The organism is Pseudomonas nitroreducens (assembly GCF_024170165.1).
Taxonomy (GTDB): domain Bacteria; phylum Pseudomonadota; class Gammaproteobacteria; order Pseudomonadales; family Pseudomonadaceae; genus Pseudomonas; species Pseudomonas nitroreducens_C.
In genome coordinates this window covers 157052-175162 of sequence record NZ_JALJXP010000007.1, presented here as the reverse complement: position 1 = coordinate 175162, position 18111 = coordinate 157052, and the positions used below count along the sequence as shown (strand labels likewise).

At 67.2% G+C, this 18111-nt stretch carries 17 protein-coding genes; 6 read left to right on the top strand and 11 right to left on the bottom strand.

The window, feature by feature from the left end; genetic code table 11:
* Positions 1–36: 36 nt before the first annotated feature.
* From atuE to J2T47_RS15875, 5 genes are all read right to left on the bottom strand, one after another.
* Positions 37–831: an isohexenylglutaconyl-CoA hydratase gene (gene atuE, locus J2T47_RS15895; RefSeq protein WP_253448578.1), complete on the bottom strand. Its 795-nt coding sequence runs from the start codon at positions 829–831 to the stop codon at positions 37–39.
* A 4-nt stretch (positions 832–835) separates the two neighbouring features.
* Complete coding sequence (gene atuD / locus J2T47_RS15890; protein WP_253448575.1) at positions 836–1996, bottom strand: citronellyl-CoA dehydrogenase; 1161 nt, start codon at positions 1994–1996, stop codon at positions 836–838.
* 181 nt (positions 1997–2177) lie between these two features.
* Positions 2178–3794 carry a geranyl-CoA carboxylase subunit beta gene (atuC, locus tag J2T47_RS15885; RefSeq protein ID WP_253448572.1) on the bottom strand — a complete coding sequence of 539 codons (1617 nt, stop codon included), beginning with the start codon at positions 3792–3794 and terminating at the stop codon, positions 2178–2180.
* A gap of 3 nt (positions 3795–3797) precedes the next feature.
* Positions 3798–4673, bottom strand: a complete 876-nt coding sequence (locus J2T47_RS15880) for an SDR family oxidoreductase (RefSeq protein WP_151187715.1) — start codon at positions 4671–4673, stop codon at positions 3798–3800.
* A 108-nt stretch (positions 4674–4781) separates the two neighbouring features.
* Positions 4782–6581 carry an acyclic terpene utilization AtuA family protein gene (locus J2T47_RS15875; RefSeq protein WP_253448569.1) on the bottom strand — a complete coding sequence of 600 codons (1800 nt, stop codon included), beginning with the start codon at positions 6579–6581 and terminating at the stop codon, positions 4782–4784.
* Between the two features lie 219 nt (positions 6582–6800).
* Here J2T47_RS15875 and J2T47_RS15870 point away from each other — a divergent pair, with 219 nt between their 5' ends.
* On the top strand, positions 6801–7421 hold the full coding sequence (locus J2T47_RS15870) for a TetR/AcrR family transcriptional regulator (protein ID WP_253448566.1): 621 nt from the start codon (positions 6801–6803) through the stop codon (positions 7419–7421).
* Positions 7422–7531: 110 nt separating this feature from the next.
* Here J2T47_RS15870 and J2T47_RS15865 read toward each other — a convergent pair whose 3' ends face one another.
* From J2T47_RS15865 to eat, 5 genes are all read right to left on the bottom strand, one after another.
* Positions 7532–8296, bottom strand: a complete 765-nt coding sequence (locus J2T47_RS15865) for a CPBP family intramembrane glutamic endopeptidase (RefSeq protein WP_253448563.1) — start codon at positions 8294–8296, stop codon at positions 7532–7534.
* 100 nt (positions 8297–8396) lie between these two features.
* A complete protein-coding gene (locus J2T47_RS15860; RefSeq protein ID WP_253448560.1) occupies positions 8397–8567 on the bottom strand; it encodes a DUF2897 family protein in 171 nt (56 codons plus the stop codon).
* 47 nt (positions 8568–8614) lie between these two features.
* A complete protein-coding gene (gene eutC, locus J2T47_RS15855) occupies positions 8615–9391 on the bottom strand; it encodes an ethanolamine ammonia-lyase subunit EutC (protein ID WP_253448557.1) in 777 nt (258 codons plus the stop codon).
* Positions 9392–9403: 12 nt separating this feature from the next.
* On the bottom strand, positions 9404–10777 hold the full coding sequence (locus J2T47_RS15850) for an ethanolamine ammonia-lyase subunit EutB (RefSeq protein ID WP_253448554.1): 1374 nt from the start codon (positions 10775–10777) through the stop codon (positions 9404–9406).
* A gap of 57 nt (positions 10778–10834) precedes the next feature.
* Complete coding sequence (gene eat, locus J2T47_RS15845) at positions 10835–12199, bottom strand: ethanolamine permease (RefSeq protein WP_253448551.1); 1365 nt, start codon at positions 12197–12199, stop codon at positions 10835–10837.
* A 301-nt stretch (positions 12200–12500) separates the two neighbouring features.
* Here eat and J2T47_RS15840 point away from each other — a divergent pair, with 301 nt between their 5' ends.
* From J2T47_RS15840 to pyrF, 3 genes are all read left to right on the top strand, one after another.
* Positions 12501–13802 carry a sensor histidine kinase gene (locus J2T47_RS15840; RefSeq protein WP_253448548.1) on the top strand — a complete coding sequence of 434 codons (1302 nt, stop codon included), beginning with the start codon at positions 12501–12503 and terminating at the stop codon, positions 13800–13802.
* A gap of 2 nt (positions 13803–13804) precedes the next feature.
* Positions 13805–14728, top strand: coding sequence for a response regulator (locus tag J2T47_RS15835; RefSeq protein WP_253448545.1), 924 nt, complete (start codon positions 13805–13807; stop codon positions 14726–14728).
* Positions 14729–14828: 100 nt separating this feature from the next.
* Entirely contained in the window at positions 14829–15527 is a 699-nt protein-coding gene (gene pyrF / locus J2T47_RS15830; protein WP_024764511.1) for an orotidine-5'-phosphate decarboxylase, read from the top strand.
* Positions 15528–15632: 105 nt separating this feature from the next.
* On the opposite strand, the gene J2T47_RS15825 is transcribed toward pyrF, so the two are convergent.
* On the bottom strand, positions 15633–16079 hold the full coding sequence (locus J2T47_RS15825; protein ID WP_253448542.1) for a multidrug/biocide efflux PACE transporter: 447 nt from the start codon (positions 16077–16079) through the stop codon (positions 15633–15635).
* 131 nt (positions 16080–16210) lie between these two features.
* Between J2T47_RS15825 and J2T47_RS15820 the strand changes: the two genes are divergently transcribed.
* Positions 16211–17071 carry a LysR family transcriptional regulator gene (locus J2T47_RS15820; RefSeq protein WP_253448539.1) on the top strand — a complete coding sequence of 287 codons (861 nt, stop codon included), beginning with the start codon at positions 16211–16213 and terminating at the stop codon, positions 17069–17071.
* A 112-nt stretch (positions 17072–17183) separates the two neighbouring features.
* A complete protein-coding gene (locus J2T47_RS15815; RefSeq protein ID WP_253448536.1) occupies positions 17184–18101 on the top strand; it encodes an AAA family ATPase in 918 nt (305 codons plus the stop codon).
* Positions 18102–18111: the final 10 nt, after the last annotated feature.

The window sequence follows — 18111 nt, the reverse complement described above, 5'->3', positions numbered from 1 at the left end:
TGAAGGGAGAGGGGGTTGTTCGGTGCGCGCGTTGGGTCACTGCGCCCAGTTCGGTTTGCGTTTCTGCACGAAGGCCAGGGTGCCTTCGGCACCTTCCGCGCCGGTCACCGCGGCGGCGAACTGGCGGGCGGCGTCGTCGAGCAGCGGGCCGAGGGCCTGGGTCTCGGTGGCGAGCAGCAGTGCCTTGGTGGCGGCGTTGGCGCCCGGGGCACAGCGGCGCACCTGGTCGAGCGTCTCCGCCAACTGCTCGCCGAGGTTGTCGGCGCTGTCCGCGCAGGCATGTACCAGGCCCAGGCGCAGCGCCTCGCGGCCGTCGAAGCGGGCGGCGGTGAGCGCCAGGCGGCGCGCCTGGGTCAGGCCGATGCGCTTCACCACGAAGGGGGCGATCTGCGCCGGCAGGATGCCGAGGCTGGTTTCCGGCAGGCCGAACTGCGCGTCCACCGCCGCCAGGGCGATGTCCGAGACGCAGGCGAGGCCGAAGCCGCCGCCGAGCACCGCGCCTTCCAGCACGGCAACCAGCACTTGAGGCTGCGCCTGGGCTTCCTCCAGCAGGCCGCCGAAGGCACGGTTCAGCGCGGCGTAGGCGTCAGGGCCAGCAGCGCGGGCGCCGGCCATGTCCTTGATGTCGCCGCCGGCGCAGAAGTGCCCACCGGCGCCGCGCAGGATGATGGCGCGCACGCCGCGGTCGTCGCGCACGGCGGCGAGCACGGCGCGCAGTTCGCTGACCATCGCCAGGCTCATGGCGTTGCGGCTGTCCGGGCGGTTCAGGGTGACGTGCAGCACGCCGCCTTCAGTTTCCAGCAGCAGGGTTTCGCAGTTCGGCAGGGTCATGGCGTCAGCCCTTCTTCTTGCCCGGCAGGGTGCCCATCATCTTGCAGATGATCCCCAGCATGATTTCGTCTGCGCCGCCGCCGATGGACACCAGGCGGGTGTCGCGGTAGGCACGGGACACCGGGTTCTCCCACATGAAGCCCTGGCCGCCCCAGTACTGCAGGCAGGCGTCGGTGACTTCGCGGGCCAGGCGGCCGACCTTGAGCTTGGCCATGGAGGCCAGACGGGTCACGTCCTTGCCACGGATGTACTGCTCGGTGGCCTGGTAGGTGAGGGCGCGCAGGCACTCGATCTCGGTCATCAGCTCGGCCATGCGGAAGTGGATGACCTGGTTGTCGATCAGCGACTGGCCGAAGGTCTTGCGCTCCTTGCAGTACTCGATGGTGGCGTTGACGCAGTACTCCAGGCCCTTGATCCCGCTGGCGGCGCCGAACAGGCGTTCTTCCTGGAACTGCAGCATCTGCATCATGAAGCCTGCGCCCTCGGCGCCGATGCGGTTGCGCTGCGGGACGCGCACGTCGTCGAAGAACACCTGGGCGGTCTCCGAGCTGCGCATGCCGAGCTTGTCCAGGTGCGGGCTGACGCTGATGCCCTTGGACTTCATCGGCACCATGATCAGCGACTTGTTGACGTGGGGCTTGTCGTCGGAGGTGTTGGCCAGCAGGCAGATGAAGTCGGCGGACGGCGAGTTGGTGATCCACATCTTGCTGCCGTTGATGACGTAATCGTCGCCATCCTTGCGCGCGGTGGTCTTCAGGCCCGCCACGTCGGAGCCGGCGCCGACTTCCGAGACGCCGATGCAGCCGACCATCTCGCCGGCGATCGCCGGGCGCAGGAATTCCTCGCGCAGCTCGTCGGAGCCGAAGCGTGCCAGGGCCGGGGTGCACATGTCGGTCTGCACGCCGAGGGCCATCGGTACGCCGCCGCAATGGATGGTGCCGAACTCTTCGGCGGCTACCACCGAGTAGCTGTAGTCCAGGCCCATGCCGCCGAATTTCTCCGGCTTGGAGATGCCCAGCAGGCCCAGCTCGCCGGCCTTCTTGAAGACCTCATGGATGGGGAAGCGCCCGGCCTTTTCCCATTCGTCGACGTAGGGGTTGATCTCGCGCTCGACGAAGTTGCGCACGGTGCGGCGGAGTTCTTCGTGTTCCTGGGTGAAGATCATTGTTGTTGTTCTCCTTGAGCCTGAGTTGTTCCCTTGCCCTCTCCCCAACCCTCTCCCTGAAGGGAGAGGGGGCTGTTCGGAGCGCGCTGGAAGTTCGCTTTACGCCGGGTCGCTTTGGCTCCCTCTCCCTTCAGGGAGAGGGCGGGGGGAGAGGGGCTCGGCCCGCACTCCCGGCCTCCAATCAGAACCTCGCTACCCCAAAACTATTACCCTTGAGCGGCCGCACGGCCGCCTCCGCGCAGATGTCCAGCAGGTAGCCGAGCAGCGCGCGGGTGTCGCGCGGGTCGATCAGCCCGTCGTCCCACAGGCTCGCCGTGCCGTAGAGCGCGGTGGACTGGGCGTCGAGCTTCTGCGCGGTCATCTGTTCGAGCATGTCGAGCATCTTCGGGTCGGGCTCCTTGCCCTCCTTGGCGTGCTTCTCCTCGGTGACGATGCGCAGCACCTTGCCGGCCTGGGCGCCGCCCATCACGGCGGTACGGCTGTTGGGCCAGGCGAAGATGAAGCGCGGGTCCAGCCCGCGGCCGCACATGGCGTAGTTGCCGGCGCCGTAGGAGCCGCCGACGACGAGGGTGAGCTTGGGCACGGTGGTATTGGCCACCGCCTGGATCATCTTCGAGCCGTGCTTGATCACGCCCAGGCGCTCGGATTCGGTGCCGACCATGAAGCCGGTGGTGTTGTGCAGGAACAGGATCGGCGTGTTGCTCTGCTCGCACAGCTGGATGAACTGCGCCGCCTTGGCTGCGCCCTGCGGGGTGATCGGGCCGTTGTTGCCGATCAGGCCGCAGGCGTGGCCTTCGATGTGCAGGTGGCCGCAGACGGTCTGGCTGTCGAACTCGTTCTTGAAGTCGAGGAAGCGCGAGCCATCGGCGATGCGCGCGACGATCTCGCGCACGTCGTAGGGTTTCTTGGCGTCCGCCGGGACTACACCGAGCAGCTCCTCGGCCGGGTGCAGCGGGGCATCCCATTGCTTTTTCGGGCGCGCCGGCATCTGTGCATTCCACGGCAGCGCGGCGAGGATCTCGCGGGCCAGGCGCACGCCGTCGGCGTCGTTCTCCGCCAGGTACTCGGCGGTGCCGGCGACCTGGGCGTGCAGCTCGGCGCCGCCGAGGTCTTCATCGGTGGCGATTTCGCCGGTGGCGGCTTTCAGCAGCGGCGGGCCGGCGAGAAACATCTTGGCCTTGCCGCGCACCACCACCACGTAGTCCGACAGCCCCGGCTGGTAGGCGCCGCCGGCGGTGGACGAACCATGCACCACGGTGACCTGCGGAATGCCCGCCGCCGACATGCGCGCCTGGTTGGCGAAGCCGCGGGCGCCCTCGACGAAGATGTCCGCGGCGTAGTTCAGGTTGGCGCCGCCGCTCTCGGTCAGCGCCACCACCGGCAGCTTGTTCTCGAAGGCGATCTGCTGCAGGCGCAGGGTCTTCTTCAGCCCGGTGGGGGAGATGGTGCCGCCCTTGATCGCACTGTTGCTGGCGGTCACCAGGCAGCGCACGCCGGCGATGTAGCCGATGCCGGAGATGATGCCGCCGCCGGCCTGGGTGCCGTCCTTGTCGTCATGCAGCTTGTAGCCGGCCAGCGAGGAGATCTCGAGGAACGGCGCGCCGGGGTCGAGCAGCAGGTTCAGGCGTTCGCGCGGCAGCAACTGGCCGCGCTTGTCGAACTTCGGCCTGGCCTCGGCGGCCTTGTCCAGCACCTTCTGCTCGACTTCGCGGAAGCTCGCCACGGCAGCCAGCATGGCCTCGCGGTTACGGGCGAAAGCTTCGCCCTGGGGATCGACTTCGGATTGGATGACGGGCATCGCTTACTCCTGATCCTTGAGGACGTCCGGCAGGTAGGCACGGTGGAAGCCATTGTAGGAACGGCTCTGCCCCGGCTTGCCCTTCACCAGCGGGAAGGCGCGGCTGCCCTGGCTGGCGGCGCCGTCGATGCGGATGGTATTGCCGCTGATGAAGGCGGCGCCGGGGGAGAGCAGGAATACGATGGCGGCGGAGACTTCCGACTCGGTGCCGATGCGCTTGAGCGGTACGTGCTCGCGCAGGGTCGGGATCACCGCCTTGAACGCGCCTTCGTAGGTGTCCATGCCGCTGGAGGCGACCCAGCCCGGCGCCACGGCGTTGACGCGCACCCCGGCGTGCCCCCACTCGATGGCGGCGGTCTTGGTGAAGTTCTCCATGCCGGCGCGGGCGGCGCCGGAGTGGCCCATGCCGGGCATGCCGCCCCACATGTCGGCGAGCATGTTGACGATGCTGCCGCCGGTCTTGCTCAGGCTCTGGTTGAACACTTCGCGGGCCATCAGGAAGCCGCCCACCAGGTTGGTGCGCACCACCGCCTCGAAGCCCTTGAGGTTGATCGAGGCCAGTGGTGCGGGGTACTGGCCGCCGGCGTTATTGACCAGGTGATGGATCGGCCCGCGCTCGGCGATGACCTGCGCCACCAGCGCCTTCACCGCTTCCTCGTCACGGATGTCGCAGCTGTGCCAGCTGGCGCTGCCGCCGTCCTCGATGATTTCGCCAGCGGTCTTCTCCAGCTTCTCCGCCTTGCGTCCGACCAGCACCACGTGGGCGCCGAGGGCCGCCAGCTCGTGGGCGGTGCAGCGACCGATGCCGCTGCCGCCGCCGGTGACGATGATGGTCTGGCCGTCGAACAGGCCGGGTTTGAAGATCGAGTCGTAGCTCATTGTTGTTCTGACTCCGAGGTAACCCGTAGGGCGAATGAAGCGGCACGCTTCATCCGCCGTTTGTGATTGGCGGATAACGCCGTTGGCGTCATGCGCCCTACGTTCATTTCATTGGTGCGCGTTCACTTCATCGGCGATCTGCTGCGGCACCGACACCGGGAATTCCAGCAACTGCTGGGCGAATGCCTTGCCCTGCGGGTCGATGCGCAGGCTGGCGACGCCGCCGCCGCCCAGGGCGTTCTCCAGCAGGAAATTCAGGCTGTGCGTCCCCGGCAGGTGCCAGCGGCTGACGCGGCCGAGCTGCGGGTCGAGCACATGCTGCATCCATTCGGCCACGGCGCCTTCGCTCAGCGCCTCGGCGATCCACGGCAGGTATTCGGCCTTGCGTGCCATGACGCCGATGTTGCTGTGGTTGCCCTTGTCGCCGGAGCGCGCCACGGCGAGTTTCACCAGCGGCACGCTGGCCTGGGCCGGACCCTTGGCGGCCGGTACCGGAATGTCGTCGGCCAGCGCGGCCGGGTCGAAGGTGTCGAGGGCGGGCAGGGCGGCACCGTGGCGCTCACCATCGATGTCCACGGCCAGCTCGCAGCTGCCCTTGTCGATCAGGAAGGAGAACAGGCGGATTACCGGGTACACGGTCGGGCGCCCGCCGACTATGCCGGTCAGGCCCGGCGCCATGCCGGTGGCGGCCTGGGCGATCTCGCGGGAGAACAGTACCAGGGCTTCCTTGCGGCTGTGGCGTACGGCGAGCTTCACCACGATCTCGCGGTTGTCGCTGCGGCGCCCGTGCGGGCCATAGGTGGCCTCGCTGCCGAGCAGTTCGACGCTGACCTCGCGGTACGGGCCCCAGCCGCGTTCCATGAGGATTTCCTCGGTCTTGGCGATGATCGCCTGGCTGACCCGCTCGGCCTTTTTCACCGCGTCGATGCCGGCGATCAGGCAACTGGCGGTGCAGCGGAAGCCGTCCGGGTAGGTGGCGCTGACCTTGTATTGCCCGGTGGGCGGCAGGCCGCGCGCGCCGCTGACGGCCACGCGGTTGTCGCCTGCCTGGGCGATCTGGACCTGGGTGAAATCGCAGACCACGTCGGGCAGCAGGTAGGCACGCGGGTCGCCGATCTCGTAGAGCATCTGCTCGCCCACCGACAGCGGCGTCACCAGCCCGCCGGTGCCCTGCGGCTTGGTCACCACGAAGTCGCCATCGGCCTGTACTTCGACGACGGGGAAGCCGATGTGCTCGTAGTCCGGCACGCTTTCCCAGTCGGTGAAATTGCCGCCGGTGCACTGCGCGCCGCACTCGATGATGTGCCCGGCCAGCGCGGCCTGGGCCAGTTTGTCGTAGTCGTTCCAGGCCCAGCCGAATTCATGCACCAGGGCGGCGCTGACCACCGCGCTGTCGACCACGCGACCGGTGATGACGATGTCGGCGCCGGCTTTCAGTGCCTGGACGATGCCGGGGGCGCCGAGGTAGGCGTTGACCGAGACGCACATCGGTGGCATCGGCGCTTCGCTGAACATCTCGCGGATGCCGGCTTTGGCCAGCTCGCCCTGGCGCGGCTGCAGGTTGTCGCCGTGCACCACGGCGATCTTCAGCGCCACGCCGGCCTTCTCGCAGGCGGTGGCCAGGGCGCTGGCGCAGGCGCTGGGATTCACCCCGCCGGCGTTGCTGATCACCCGCACCTTCTTGGCCGCGATGTCCCCCAGCAGCGGTGTCATCACTTCGACGAAATCGGTGGCGTAGCCTGCCTCGGGATTCTTCAGGCGCGCGCCGGCCATGATCGACATGGTGATTTCGGCGAGATAGTCGAATACCAGGTAATCCATTTCCGCGCCGCGCACCAGTTGGGCGGCGGCGGTGGAGGTGTCGCCCCAGAAGGCGGAGGCGCAGCCGATACGTACGGTTCTAGTCATTGTTCTGCCCGTGACGCTGAGTGATGGATCGACATTACCAAGCAAGCGCTTGGTTGAAAAGCCCCGAAAGAACGACAACCCCAACCATTGGATGGCCAAGCGCTTGCTTGGTTGGGCTTCGGGGGCTTACATTTCGTCAGACAACACAAGCACTTGCAGGGCGTTTCGATGAATCGCCCTGAGCAGATCGGCCGATGGGCCTCATGGGGAGAGAGCAGCGTGGATGACCGCAAAGCCCGCGAAGTCATGCTGGAGCTGGTCAAGGCCGGGCAGATCACCGACCCGGAAAGCGCCCGCGGCAAGCTGTTGCACACGGCCGCGCACCTGTTCCGCAGCAAGGGCTACGAGCGCACCACGGTGCGCGACCTGGCCGGCGCGGTGGGTATCCAGTCCGGCAGTATCTTTCATCACTTCAAGAGCAAGGACGAGATCCTCCGCTCGGTGATGGAGGAAACCATCCTCTACAACACCGCCCTGATGCGCGCCGCCCTGGCCGATGCCACGACCCTGCGCGAGCGACTGCTGGCGCTGATCCGCTGCGAGTTGCAGTCGATCACGGGCGGCACCGGCGAGGCGATGGCGGTGCTGGTCTACGAATGGCGCTCGCTGTCCGAAGAGGGCCAGGCGTACATCCTCAGCCTGCGCGACATCTACGAGCAGATGTGGCTGGAGGTGCTGGAAGAGGCGCGACTGGCCGGTTTCAGCCAGGGTGACCCGTTCATCCTGCGGCGCTTTCTCACCGGGGCGCTGTCCTGGTCGATCACCTGGTTCCGCCCCGAGGGCAGCCTGACCCTCGAGGAGCTGGCCGAGCAGGCTTTGCTGCTGGTGATGCGCGATTAATTTCCAGCGCTTGGCGCAGGGCTCTTCGTAGGAGCGAGCTTGCTCGCGAATGGCCCCCGCAGCGGAACTGGTTCGCGAGCAAGCTCGCTCCTACAGAAAAGCGGCTTGGCTCAGATAATTCGTAGCGGATAACTGAACAGCAGCAGGTGCAGGCAGTTCACCGCCGCATGCAGCAGAATCGGTACCAACAGACGGCCGCTGAAGTAGAAGGCCAGGCCGTAGCCCAGGCCGGCGATGCCGGCGACCACGGCGAACAGCGGGTTGATCGGCCAGTGCACCATGCCGAACAGCACGCTGGCGACTGCCACCCCGGCGAGGGGGCCGAAGCGGCGCACCAGTTCGCTCTGCAGCAGCCCGCGGAAGAAGGCCTCCTCGGTCAGCGAGATCACGCAGACATTGACCAGCATCCATAGCCAGAAGCCGGGCGGCCATTTCGGGTTCCATACCACCAGGCCACCGGCGACGGCCACCAGTGGCACGGCGAACAGCGTGGTGACGATGACAATGGCGGCGAAGTCCGGCGAGCGCTTCTCCGTCGGTACCGGGGCGCGGCGCAGCCACCAGGCGAGCAGGGTCGCGCCGACCAGCGCCTTGTCCCAGGACAGGTGCAGCGCATAGACGGGAGCGTCCGGGCTGAGCTGACGCACCGGCCAGAGGGTCCAGGAGGTAGTGCCCGGCAGCAGGTGAGCGGCCAGGGCGATACTGAGCACGAGGCACACCAGCCACCAGAGCAGACGCGGCAGACGATGCTCGCCGTAGAGGGTCCAGGCGAGGTAGACGGCGCCGATCAGCAACCCCACCGGCTGGACGAAACCCAGCGTGAATCCGCAGAGCAACAACAGGATTGGCAGCAGCGGCAGGAGTTTCCTGAGCATTCTTTCCTCCCAAAAGGAGGCGCAGTCTAGGCAATTTCGACTGCCGCTGGCCATGCCTGCCGCCAGTTTTTGACTGAAGCGTCAGTCAGTTAGGCGATTATCACTGCTTGTCGTCGGCTTCCTTGGCATCCATCTCGGCGTTGCGCTCATGGATGCGCTTGAGCTGCTCCTCGGTGAGCGGGAGCTTCTTCGCGGTGTCGCGCAGCATCATCAGCGCGCCGACGATGGAGCCCAGGGCTAGGGCGATGATCAACCAGGCATACCAGGGCATGGTCCCGTCTCCGACAGTGGCAGTAGAACATCACGATACGCTGTGCTTCAGACCTTGTCAGGCGCGGGCCGGTTCACAGAAATTGCTTCGGGCAGGTCGCTGTCGTCCTTGAGCCGCACGCCGCTCACCCGCAGGCGCAGGGTTTGCTGCAGCAAGTGGGCGAGCTTGTGCGCCGCCAGCTCGTAGGGCAACCCCTGCGGGCGCACATTGGAGATGCAGTTGCGCTCGCTGTCCATGCGCCCGACGCGCGGTTGCCAGGTGAGGTAGAGGCCGAGGCTGTCCGGCGAGCTGAGGCCGGGGCGTTCGCCGATCAGCACCAGCGCGAGCTTCGCTCCCAGCGCTTGGCCGATACCGTCGCCGATGGCCACGCGGCCCTGTTCGGCGAGCACCACCGGCGTGTGTTGCCAATCGGTGGCGAAGCGCTCGCGCAGGGCGTTCAGCAGCGGCAGCGCGTGTTGCTCGATGGCGAAGGAGGAGAGGCCGTCAGCGACCACGATGACCAGCTCCGTGGCGGCTTTCTCGCCCTTGAGCTGCCACTGGCTGTCGGGATGCAGCGCGCGGCCCAGGTCCGGGCGCAGCAGGTAGGTCTGGCGATCCGGCGCCTCGCTGCGCGCACGCAGGACGCGGAAGCCCTCGTGGGCCAGTGCCTGCTGCAGCGCCTCGAAGTCCAGCGGGTGGTGCACTGCATCGCGGGCCTGGGCATGGGCCAGGCCGAACTTCAGCACCTCGCGGGTTGGCAGGCTGGAGCCGACCCGGCCCAGCGCGATGCGCGCGCAAGTGTGCGCGCGCAGTTCGTCCCACGGGTCGTTCTGGATCAGGTCCATGCTTGCCGCTCCTCAGAATGCGTTCAGCAGATCGTGGCCACGGCCGATCGGCCGCAACTGCCCGGAGGCTTCGGTGATCGCCATCTTCGCCAGCCAGGCGTCGAACTCCGGTGCGCGCTTCAGGCCCAGGGTGCTGCGCAGGTAGAGGGCATCGTGGAAGGAGGTGCTCTGGTAGTTGAGCATGATGTCGTCGGCGCCGGGGATACCCATGATGAAGGTGATGCCCGCCGCGCCCAGCAAGGTCAGCAGGTTGTCCATGTCATCCTGGTCAGCCTCGGCGTGGTTGGTGTAGCAGACATCGCAACCCATGGGCACACCCAGCAGCTTGGCGCAGAAGTGGTCTTCCAGCCCCGCGCGAATGATCTGCTTGCCGTCGTAGAGGTACTCCGGGCCGATGAAGCCGACCACGGTGTTGGTCAGCAGCGGGCGGAACTCGCGAGCCACGGCATAGGCGCGGGCTTCGCAGGTCTGCTGGTCGACGCCATGGTGGCCGCCTGCGGAGAGGGCGCTGCCCTGGCCCGTCTCGAAGTACATGACATTGTCGCCCAGTGTGCCGCGGCCCAGCGACAGCGCCGCGGCGTGGGCTTCGCGCAGCAGGGCGAGGTCGATGCCGAAGCTCTCGTTGGTCTTCTGCGTGCCGGCGATGGACTGGAACACCAGATCGATCGGCGCGCCGGCCTCGATGGCCTGGATCTGCGAGGTGACATGGGTGAGCACGCAGCTCTGCAGGGGAATCTCGAAGCGCTGGCGCAGTTCGTCCATCATCCGCCACAACTGCATCAGCGTGGCTGGCGAATCGCTCGCCGGGTTGATGCCCACCACCGCATCGCCGCAGCCATAGAGCAGGCCATCGAGCATGCTGGCAGCGATGCCGCGCAGATCGTCCGTGGGGTGGTTGGGCTGCAGGCGCACCGAGAGGTGGCCGGGCAGGCCGATGGTGTTACGGAAGCGCGTGACCACGCGGCACTTCTTCGCCACCAGGATCAGGTCCTGATTGCGCATCAGCTTGCTGACCGCTGCGGCCATCTCCGGGGTGATGCCTCTGGCGGCAGCTGACAGCGTGGCACTGTCGGTGCTGTCCAGCAGCAGCCAGTCGCGGAAATCGCCGACGCTCAGATGACGGATCGGTGCGAAAGCGGCGGTGTCGTGGCTGTCGATGATCAACCGGGTGACTTCATCGGCTTCGTAGGGGATCAGCGCCTCATCGAGGAAGCGCTGCAGTGGCACCTCGGCGAGGGCGATCTTCGCCGCCATGCGCTCTTCGTAGCTGTCGGCGGCCAGGCCCGCCAGGGCATCGCCGGAGCGCGCCGGGCTGGCCTTGGCGAGCAGGGTCTTCAGGTCGGCAAAGTGGTAGGTCAGGCTACCGACGGAGGTCTGGTACGGCATGCGAACGTCCCGGTGGCTGCGTGCCGGCCACAGGAACCGGCGCGCAGTGGGTGGCTGTCAGGCTCCTGTCAGCATAGCGTCCGCCGGGGCGCTGGCGCGATGGCTGGCGGTGAGCTGGAAGTAAAGGAAGCCGGCCGCCATGAAGCCGAGGAAGATCCCGGCGATCTGCAGGTTGAACCACAGCATCGCCGCCAGGCACACCACGGCGAGTGCCAGGGCGATGCCCGGCACCACGGGGAAGCCCGGCGCGCGGAAGCTGCGCTCCAGGTCCGGTTCGCTGCGGCGCAGCTTGAACAGGCTGAGCATGCTCATGATGTACATGACGATGGCGCCGAACACGCTCATGGTGATCATCGCCGCGGTCAGGCTCATGCCCTGCAGGGCGATCAGGCCGTCGCTGTAGATCGCCGCGATGCCCACCAGGCCGCCGGCGATGATCGCCCGGTGCGGCGTCTGGAAGCGTGACAGCTTGGCCAGGCCGCGTGGCAGGTAGCCGGCTCGGGCGAGGGCGAAGAACTGCCGCGAGTAGCCCAGGATGATGCCGTGGAAGCTGGCCACCAGGCCGAACAGGCCGATCCACACCAGCATGTGCAGCCAGCCGGAGTTCTCGCCGACCACCATTTTCATGGCCTGCGGCAGCGGGTCGTTGATGCCCGAGAGGGCCTTCCAGTCGCCTGCCCCGCCGGCGAACAGCATCACGCCGATGGCCAGCACCACCAGGGTCAGGATGCCGCTGACGTAGGCCTTGGGAATGGTGCGTTTCGGGTCCTTGGCTTCCTCGGCGGCCATGGCCGCGCCCTCGATGGCGAGGAAGAACCAGATGGCGAAGGGGATCGCCGCGAAGATCCCGCCGATGGCCGCGCCGCCGAAGCTGTCGGAGCCGGCCCAGCCATTGAGCACGAAGTTGCTGAAGCTGAAGCCCGGCGCGACCACGCCCATGAACACCAGCAACTCGGCTACTGCGAGGAGGGTGACGATCAGCTCGAAGGTGGCCGCGATGCTGACGCCCAGGATGTTCAGGGTCATGAAGATCAGGTACGCGCCGACCGCCGCGTGCTTCGGATCGAGGGACGGGAACTGCACGTTGAGGTAGGCGCCGATGGCCATGGCAATGGCCGGCGGGGCGAAGACGAACTCGATCAGCGTGGCCAGCCCGGCGACCAGCCCGCCTTTCTCGCCGAAGGCGCGGCGGCTGTAGGCGAAGGGCCCGCCGGCGTGGGGAATGGCGGTGGTCAGTTCGGTGAAGCTGAAAATGAAGCAGGTGTACATGGTCGCCACCAGCAGGGTGGTGACCAGGAAGCCGAGGGTGCCGGCCACGCCCCAGCCGTAGCTCCAGCCGAAATACTCACCGGAAATCACCAGGCCCACGGCGATGCCCCACAGGTGCAGGGTGCCCAGGGTGGGTTTGAGTTGCGTGCTCATGCGAGGTCTCCAGGACAGAGGATGAAAGACACGACCCATGCCGTCGTGCAGTGGCCGTGCCACTCCCCGGTACCCGGTCGCAAACTGCCGGATCGCGTCGTTTCGTGAACATTCGCCACCGGTTCGCCTGCTTCGAAGCGGTGCGACGGTGTTTCCCGCGTCCCGTTCGGGTGCGCCGCAGTGGCGCTTGTTGCAGGGCGATGACCGCGCCGTGAAGCTTCCCGAGCACGCGACGGCTGTCACAGGATGGCAATCTGCCGCTGGTCTACTGGCGCCCATCCCAGCGACCGGAGATTCGCCGATGACCACCCGCGCCCTGCACGAGCTGTTGCGCCAGGTAGCGCCCTTGGCCCCGGAACTGAGCATCAGCGATGTGGCTGAGCGCTTCCTCGATGCCGAGCACCGTTCCTTCCTCTCGCTGCCGGTGGTGGACGCCAGCGGATTGCCGCTGGGGCTGGTCAGCCGCAACGGCCTGCAGGACATCTTCATGCAGCGCTTCGGCCGCGACCTCTGGGGCCGCCGACCGGCGAGCGACGTGATGAACGCGCAGCCGCTCAAGGTGCGCGCCGATCTGAGCCTGGAAGAAGCCGCGCAGCAGGTCACCGCCCAACTGAGCTACCCGATCACCGAGGACTTCGTGCTGATCGACGAGCAGGGCCGCTACCTCGGCCTCGGCACGGTGCTTGACCTGCTCAAGGCCATGGAGCAGCGCGTCGCCCAGCGCAACCGCGTACTCAACAAGACCCTGCAGGACCTGCGCGAATCCCAGGCGCAGCTGGTGCAGTCGGAGAAGATGGCGTCCCTCGGGCAGATGGTCGCCGGCGTCGCCCACGAGCTGAACACCCCGCTGGGCTACGTGAAGAACAACGTCGCGCTGCTGCGCGAGTTGCTGATCCCGCTGCTCGGCCTGACCGAGGCGCAAACCCTGCTCAACGAGTGCCTGGACGATACGGCCTGTGCTCCCGAGCAACTGGCTCGCGCCCGTGCCGCCTTCGAGCAGGCCCGTGACGAAGCCGCGCTGGAACAACTGGTGGGCGACCTGGATCAGCTGTTCGGCGACACCGACTTCGGCCTCGCGCAGATCGGCGAACTGGTCGCCGGCCTGAAGGACTTCGCCCGCCTGGACCGTGCCCGCAGCGAGGAAGTCGACCTCAACGACTGCGTGCGCAGCGCACTGCTGATCGCCCGCAACAGCATCAAGGAAAAGGCCGAGGTCGCCACCCAGCTGGGCGCTCTGCCCAAGGTCGCCTGCGCCGCCAGCCAGATCAACCAGGTGCTGCTCAACCTGCTGACCAACGCCGCCCAGGCCATGGAAAAGTTCGGCCTGATCCAGGTGAAGTCCTGGGCCGATGAAACCCATGTGCACCTCTCGGTGCAGGACAACGGCAAGGGCATGAACGAGGAGGTGCGCGCGCGCATCTTCGACCCCTTCTTCACCACCAAGCCGGTGGGGCAGGGCACGGGCCTGGGCCTGTCGATCAGCTACAAGATCGTCCAGGACCACGGCGGCCGTATCCGCGTGGCTTCCGTGCCCGGACGCGGCACACGATTCCTCATCAGCCTGCCGATCCAGCAGGCCAGCGAACTGAAACGGAGCGCCTGAACATGAGCCAGCAGCCTGTCCGCATCCTCTTCGTCGACGACGAGGAGCGCATCCTGCGCAGCCTCGCGATGCAGTTCCGCCGTCACTACAACGTGCTGGTGGAGACCGATCCGCACAAGGCCCTGCAGCGGCTGCGCGAGGAGCGTATCGACATCCTCGTGAGCGACCAGCGCATGCCGCAGATGACCGGCGCCGAGCTGCTGGCCCAGGCCCAGGAGATCGCCCCGGATACCCTGCGCATCCTCCTCACCGGGTACTCCGACCTCGACGCCGCGGTGGATGCGCTCAACAGCGGCGGCATCTTCCGCTACCTGACCAAGCCCTGGGACCCGCAGGAAATGGCCTTCACCCTGCGCCAGGCGGCAGAGATCGCCCAGCGCCAGGCCCCGGCCGAACCCATCGATACCAAAGCCATCAGCCGCGTCGTTGCGCCGCTCAACGTACTGTTGCTGGACGAGGACGCCGAAACCCTGGCCTGCGTCGGCGAGTTCTGCAGCGCCGGCACTCACCAGTTGCACCGTGCGCGCAACCTGGCCGAGGCCATCGTGCGGCTCAACAGCGAGCCGATCGACATCCTCATCAGCGACCTGAAACTCGCCGGCGAGGACACCGCGCCGCTGCTCAAGTCCCTGGCCCAGGCCCACCCGCGCCTGCTGAGCATCGTCGTCACGCCGTTCCGTGACACCCAGGACCTGCTGGCACTGATCAACCAGGCGCAGATCTTCCGCTACCTGCCCAAGCCGATCCGCCGCGGGCTGTTCGAGAAGGGCCTGAAGGCCGCCGCGGAGCAGGCACTGCTGTGGCGCGCGCAGCCCGAGCAGAAGGTCGCGCGCATCGCCGAGGTGCCGCGCGAGGAGCGCGAGCGGGAGAAGGTCGGCAGCCTGCTGGGCATGCTCGGCCGCCTGCGCGAGCGGCTGAGTGCCTGATCGCCGCCGGCGACGCAGCATTCCTGCCGGGCGGGCTACGGAAGTCGGCGCGTTTCTGCGACAATGCGCGCCGATTTTTTCGATACCCGCGAGAGAGCCCATGTCCGCCTGCCAGACCCCGATCATCGTCGCCCTGGATTTCCCCACCCGCGAAGCCGCGCTGGCGCTGGCTGACCAGCTGGACCCGAAGCTGTGCCGGGTGAAGGTGGGCAAGGAGCTGTTCACCAGCTGCGCCGCCGGTATCGTCGAGACCCTGAACAGCCGCGGTTTCGAAGTCTTCCTCGACCTGAAATTCCATGACATCCCCAACACCACCGCGATGGCCGTGCGCGCCGCCGCCGAGATGGGCGTGTGGATGGTCAACGTGCATTGCTCCGGCGGCCTGCGCATGATGAGCGCCTGCCGTGAAACCCTGGACGCCTTCAACGGCCCGTCGCCGCTGCTGATCGGCGTGACCGTGCTGACCAGCATGGAGCGCGAGGACCTGGCCGGCATCGGCCTGGACGTCGAGCCCCAGGAGCAGGTGCTGCGCCTGGCTGCGTTGGCGCAGAAGGCCGGCATGGACGGCCTGGTGTGCTCCGCCCAGGAGGCTCCGGCGCTGAAGGCCGCGCACCCGGCGCTGCAACTGGTCACCCCCGGCATCCGCCCGGCCGGCAGCGCCCAGGACGACCAGCGCCGCATCCTCACCCCGCGCCAGGCGCTGGACAACGGCTCCGACTACCTGGTGATCGGCCGCCCGATCAGCCAGGCCGCCGACCCGGCCAAGGCCCTGGCCGAGATCGCTGCCAGCCTGGCCTGAGTCTTTCTCACGGCATGAAAAAGCCCGCATCGCTGCGGGCTTTTTTGTTTCGCTCCTACATGGCCGACCCAGATATCGCGAGCGCGGCGATATCCATAGGGAGAGTCAGCCGTTCGCCTGGGCCATCTGCGCCCGACCCACCCAGCGCTCGCGCAGTACGTCGTACACCCAGTTGAACACCAGCGCGTAGGGCAGGAAGAACAGCACCAGGCCGATGTCGAGGATGAACGCCTGCAGCAAGCTCACCGACAGCCACCAGGCGGCCAGCGGCACCAGCAGGATGATCAGCCCCAGCTCGAACAGCGAGGCATGCAGCACGCGCACCGACAGGGTGCGGGAAAAGCCCATGCGGTTCTGCGCGCGGTCGAAGGCGGCGTTGAACAGCATGTTCCACACGGTGGCGATGGCCGAGAACATCAGGGTCATGGCGCCCATGTGGCCCAGCGGTTTGTCCATCAGCCAGGCCAGGGTCGGTGCGCAGATGACCACCGCCAGCAGTTCGAAAAGGCCGGCGTGGAACATCCGCTCTTTCAGGGTTTTAGTGGGAGTCATGGGTATCTCCAGGCATCAAGCTCTCAATTCACGAGAAGGCCGACTCCGTCGGTCCGGCGCCATTATCATCGGTCGACCGGCTGGATATAAGTTGGATACCATCGGCTTAACCGATGGAAGAGGGTGCCAAGATGCAATATTCCCCCGAATCCCTGCAGGCTTTCGCCGAGGCCGCCTGCCTGGGCTCGTTCAGCGCCGCCGCGCGCAAGCTGGGCAAGAGCCAGTCCACCGTCAGCGAGGCCATCGCCCGGCTGGAGATCGACCTCGGCCTGACCCTGTTCGACCGCAGCAGCCGTCAGCCACAGCTGACCGAAGCTGGTCACGCGCTGCTCGGACGGGTCGAGGAGGTGCTGATGGCCAACGACCGCCTCGGCCAGCTCGCCCATCAGCTCGTCGGTGGATTGGAGTCGCGGGTGACCCTGGCGATGTCGGACACCTACCAGTCGGCCGAATTCGAGGCCCGGCTGGCGGAGATCGATGCGCGCTATCCGGACCTGGAGTTCGAATGGCTGATCGCCGAGGACAGCGACGTGCTCGACCTCGTCGTGCAGGGGCGCGCCAGCCTGGGCCTGCTGGCGGCACAGAAGGATTACCCGCCGGACGTCAGCTCGGCGACCCTGAGCGAGCAGGCCGAGTTCGGCCTCTTCGTCAGCCGCGACCATCCGCTGGCCGGCCACGCGCAGGTGGAGCGCGAGGACCTGCTGGCCTACCGGGCGCTGCGCCTGAACACCTACCTGGATGATGCCGCACCGCTGCTCGGCGGCCGCTGCTGGAGTGCGCCAAACTACCTGCTGTTGCTGGACATGGCGGTATTGGGCTTCGGCTGGATCGAATTGCCCAGCTGGATGGTAGGACGCTTCGCCAGCGGGCGTATGCAGGAACTGAAGGTCGCCGGCTGGCCGCGCCGGGTGGCAGTCGATGTGATCTGGTCGCGGCAACGTCGGCTGGGCCCTGCCGCGAGTTGGCTGGCAGAGCGCCTGCTGGGGCGCTAGGCGCTCTGGATCACAGCGCTGGATCACAGATTGCGGACTAAATGTGTCGAGGCCTTTGATGCGCTGTCCTGGATCAGTAGGATCGGAGTTTTCCGGGGAAGAGAGGGTCAGGATGCACGCCAAGCTGGAGAATTGTCTGAAGGCAGTCGATCAGGTGCTGCTCGGCAAGGAGGTGCAGGTAAGGCTGGCCCTGACCTGCCTGCTGGCCCGCGGTCACCTGCTCATCGAAGACCTGCCCGGCATGGGCAAGACCACCCTGAGCCATGCCCTGGCGCGGGTGCTGGGTCTGAGCTTCCAGCGTATCCAGTTCACTTCCGACCTGCTGCCCGGCGACGTGCTGGGTACCTCGGTGTTCGACAAGGACACCGGGCAGTTCGTCTTCCATCCCGGTCCGATCTTCTCCGAGCTGGTCCTGGCCGACGAGATCAACCGCGCCACGCCCAAGAGCCAGAGCGCGCTGCTCGAGGCCATGGAGGAGGGCCAGGTGACCATCGAGGGCGCGACCCGCCCGCTGCCCGAACCCTTCTTCGTCATCGCCACGCAGAACCCGGTGACCCAGGGCGGCACCTTCGCGCTGCCCGAGTCGCAACTCGACCGCTTCCTCATGCGCCTGTCCCTGGGTTACCCCGGCCGCGCCGCCGAGAAGGCGCTGCTGCTGGGCGAGGCGCGCCGTGACTTGCTGCCGCGCCTGGAACCGATGCTCGACCCGCAGGAACTGCAGGCGCTGCAGGGCGAAGTGCTGGAGGTACGTGCCAGCGATGCCCTGGTGGATTACGTGCTGCGCCTGGTGGAAGCCACGCGTACCCAGCCGGCCTTCGCCCTCGGCCTGTCGCCGCGCGGCAGCCTGGCGTTGCTGGCGGCGGCCCGCGCCTGGGCGCTGCTGGCCGGGCGCGACTACGTGATTCCCGAGGATGTGCAGGCTGTGCTGCCCTCGGTGGCCGGCCACCGCCTGCGTGACCAGGCCGACCCGGCGGGCCATGGCGGCGGCGCGCTGGTGCAGTGGTTGCTGCGCGAAGTGCCGGCGCTCTGAGGGGCTTGCC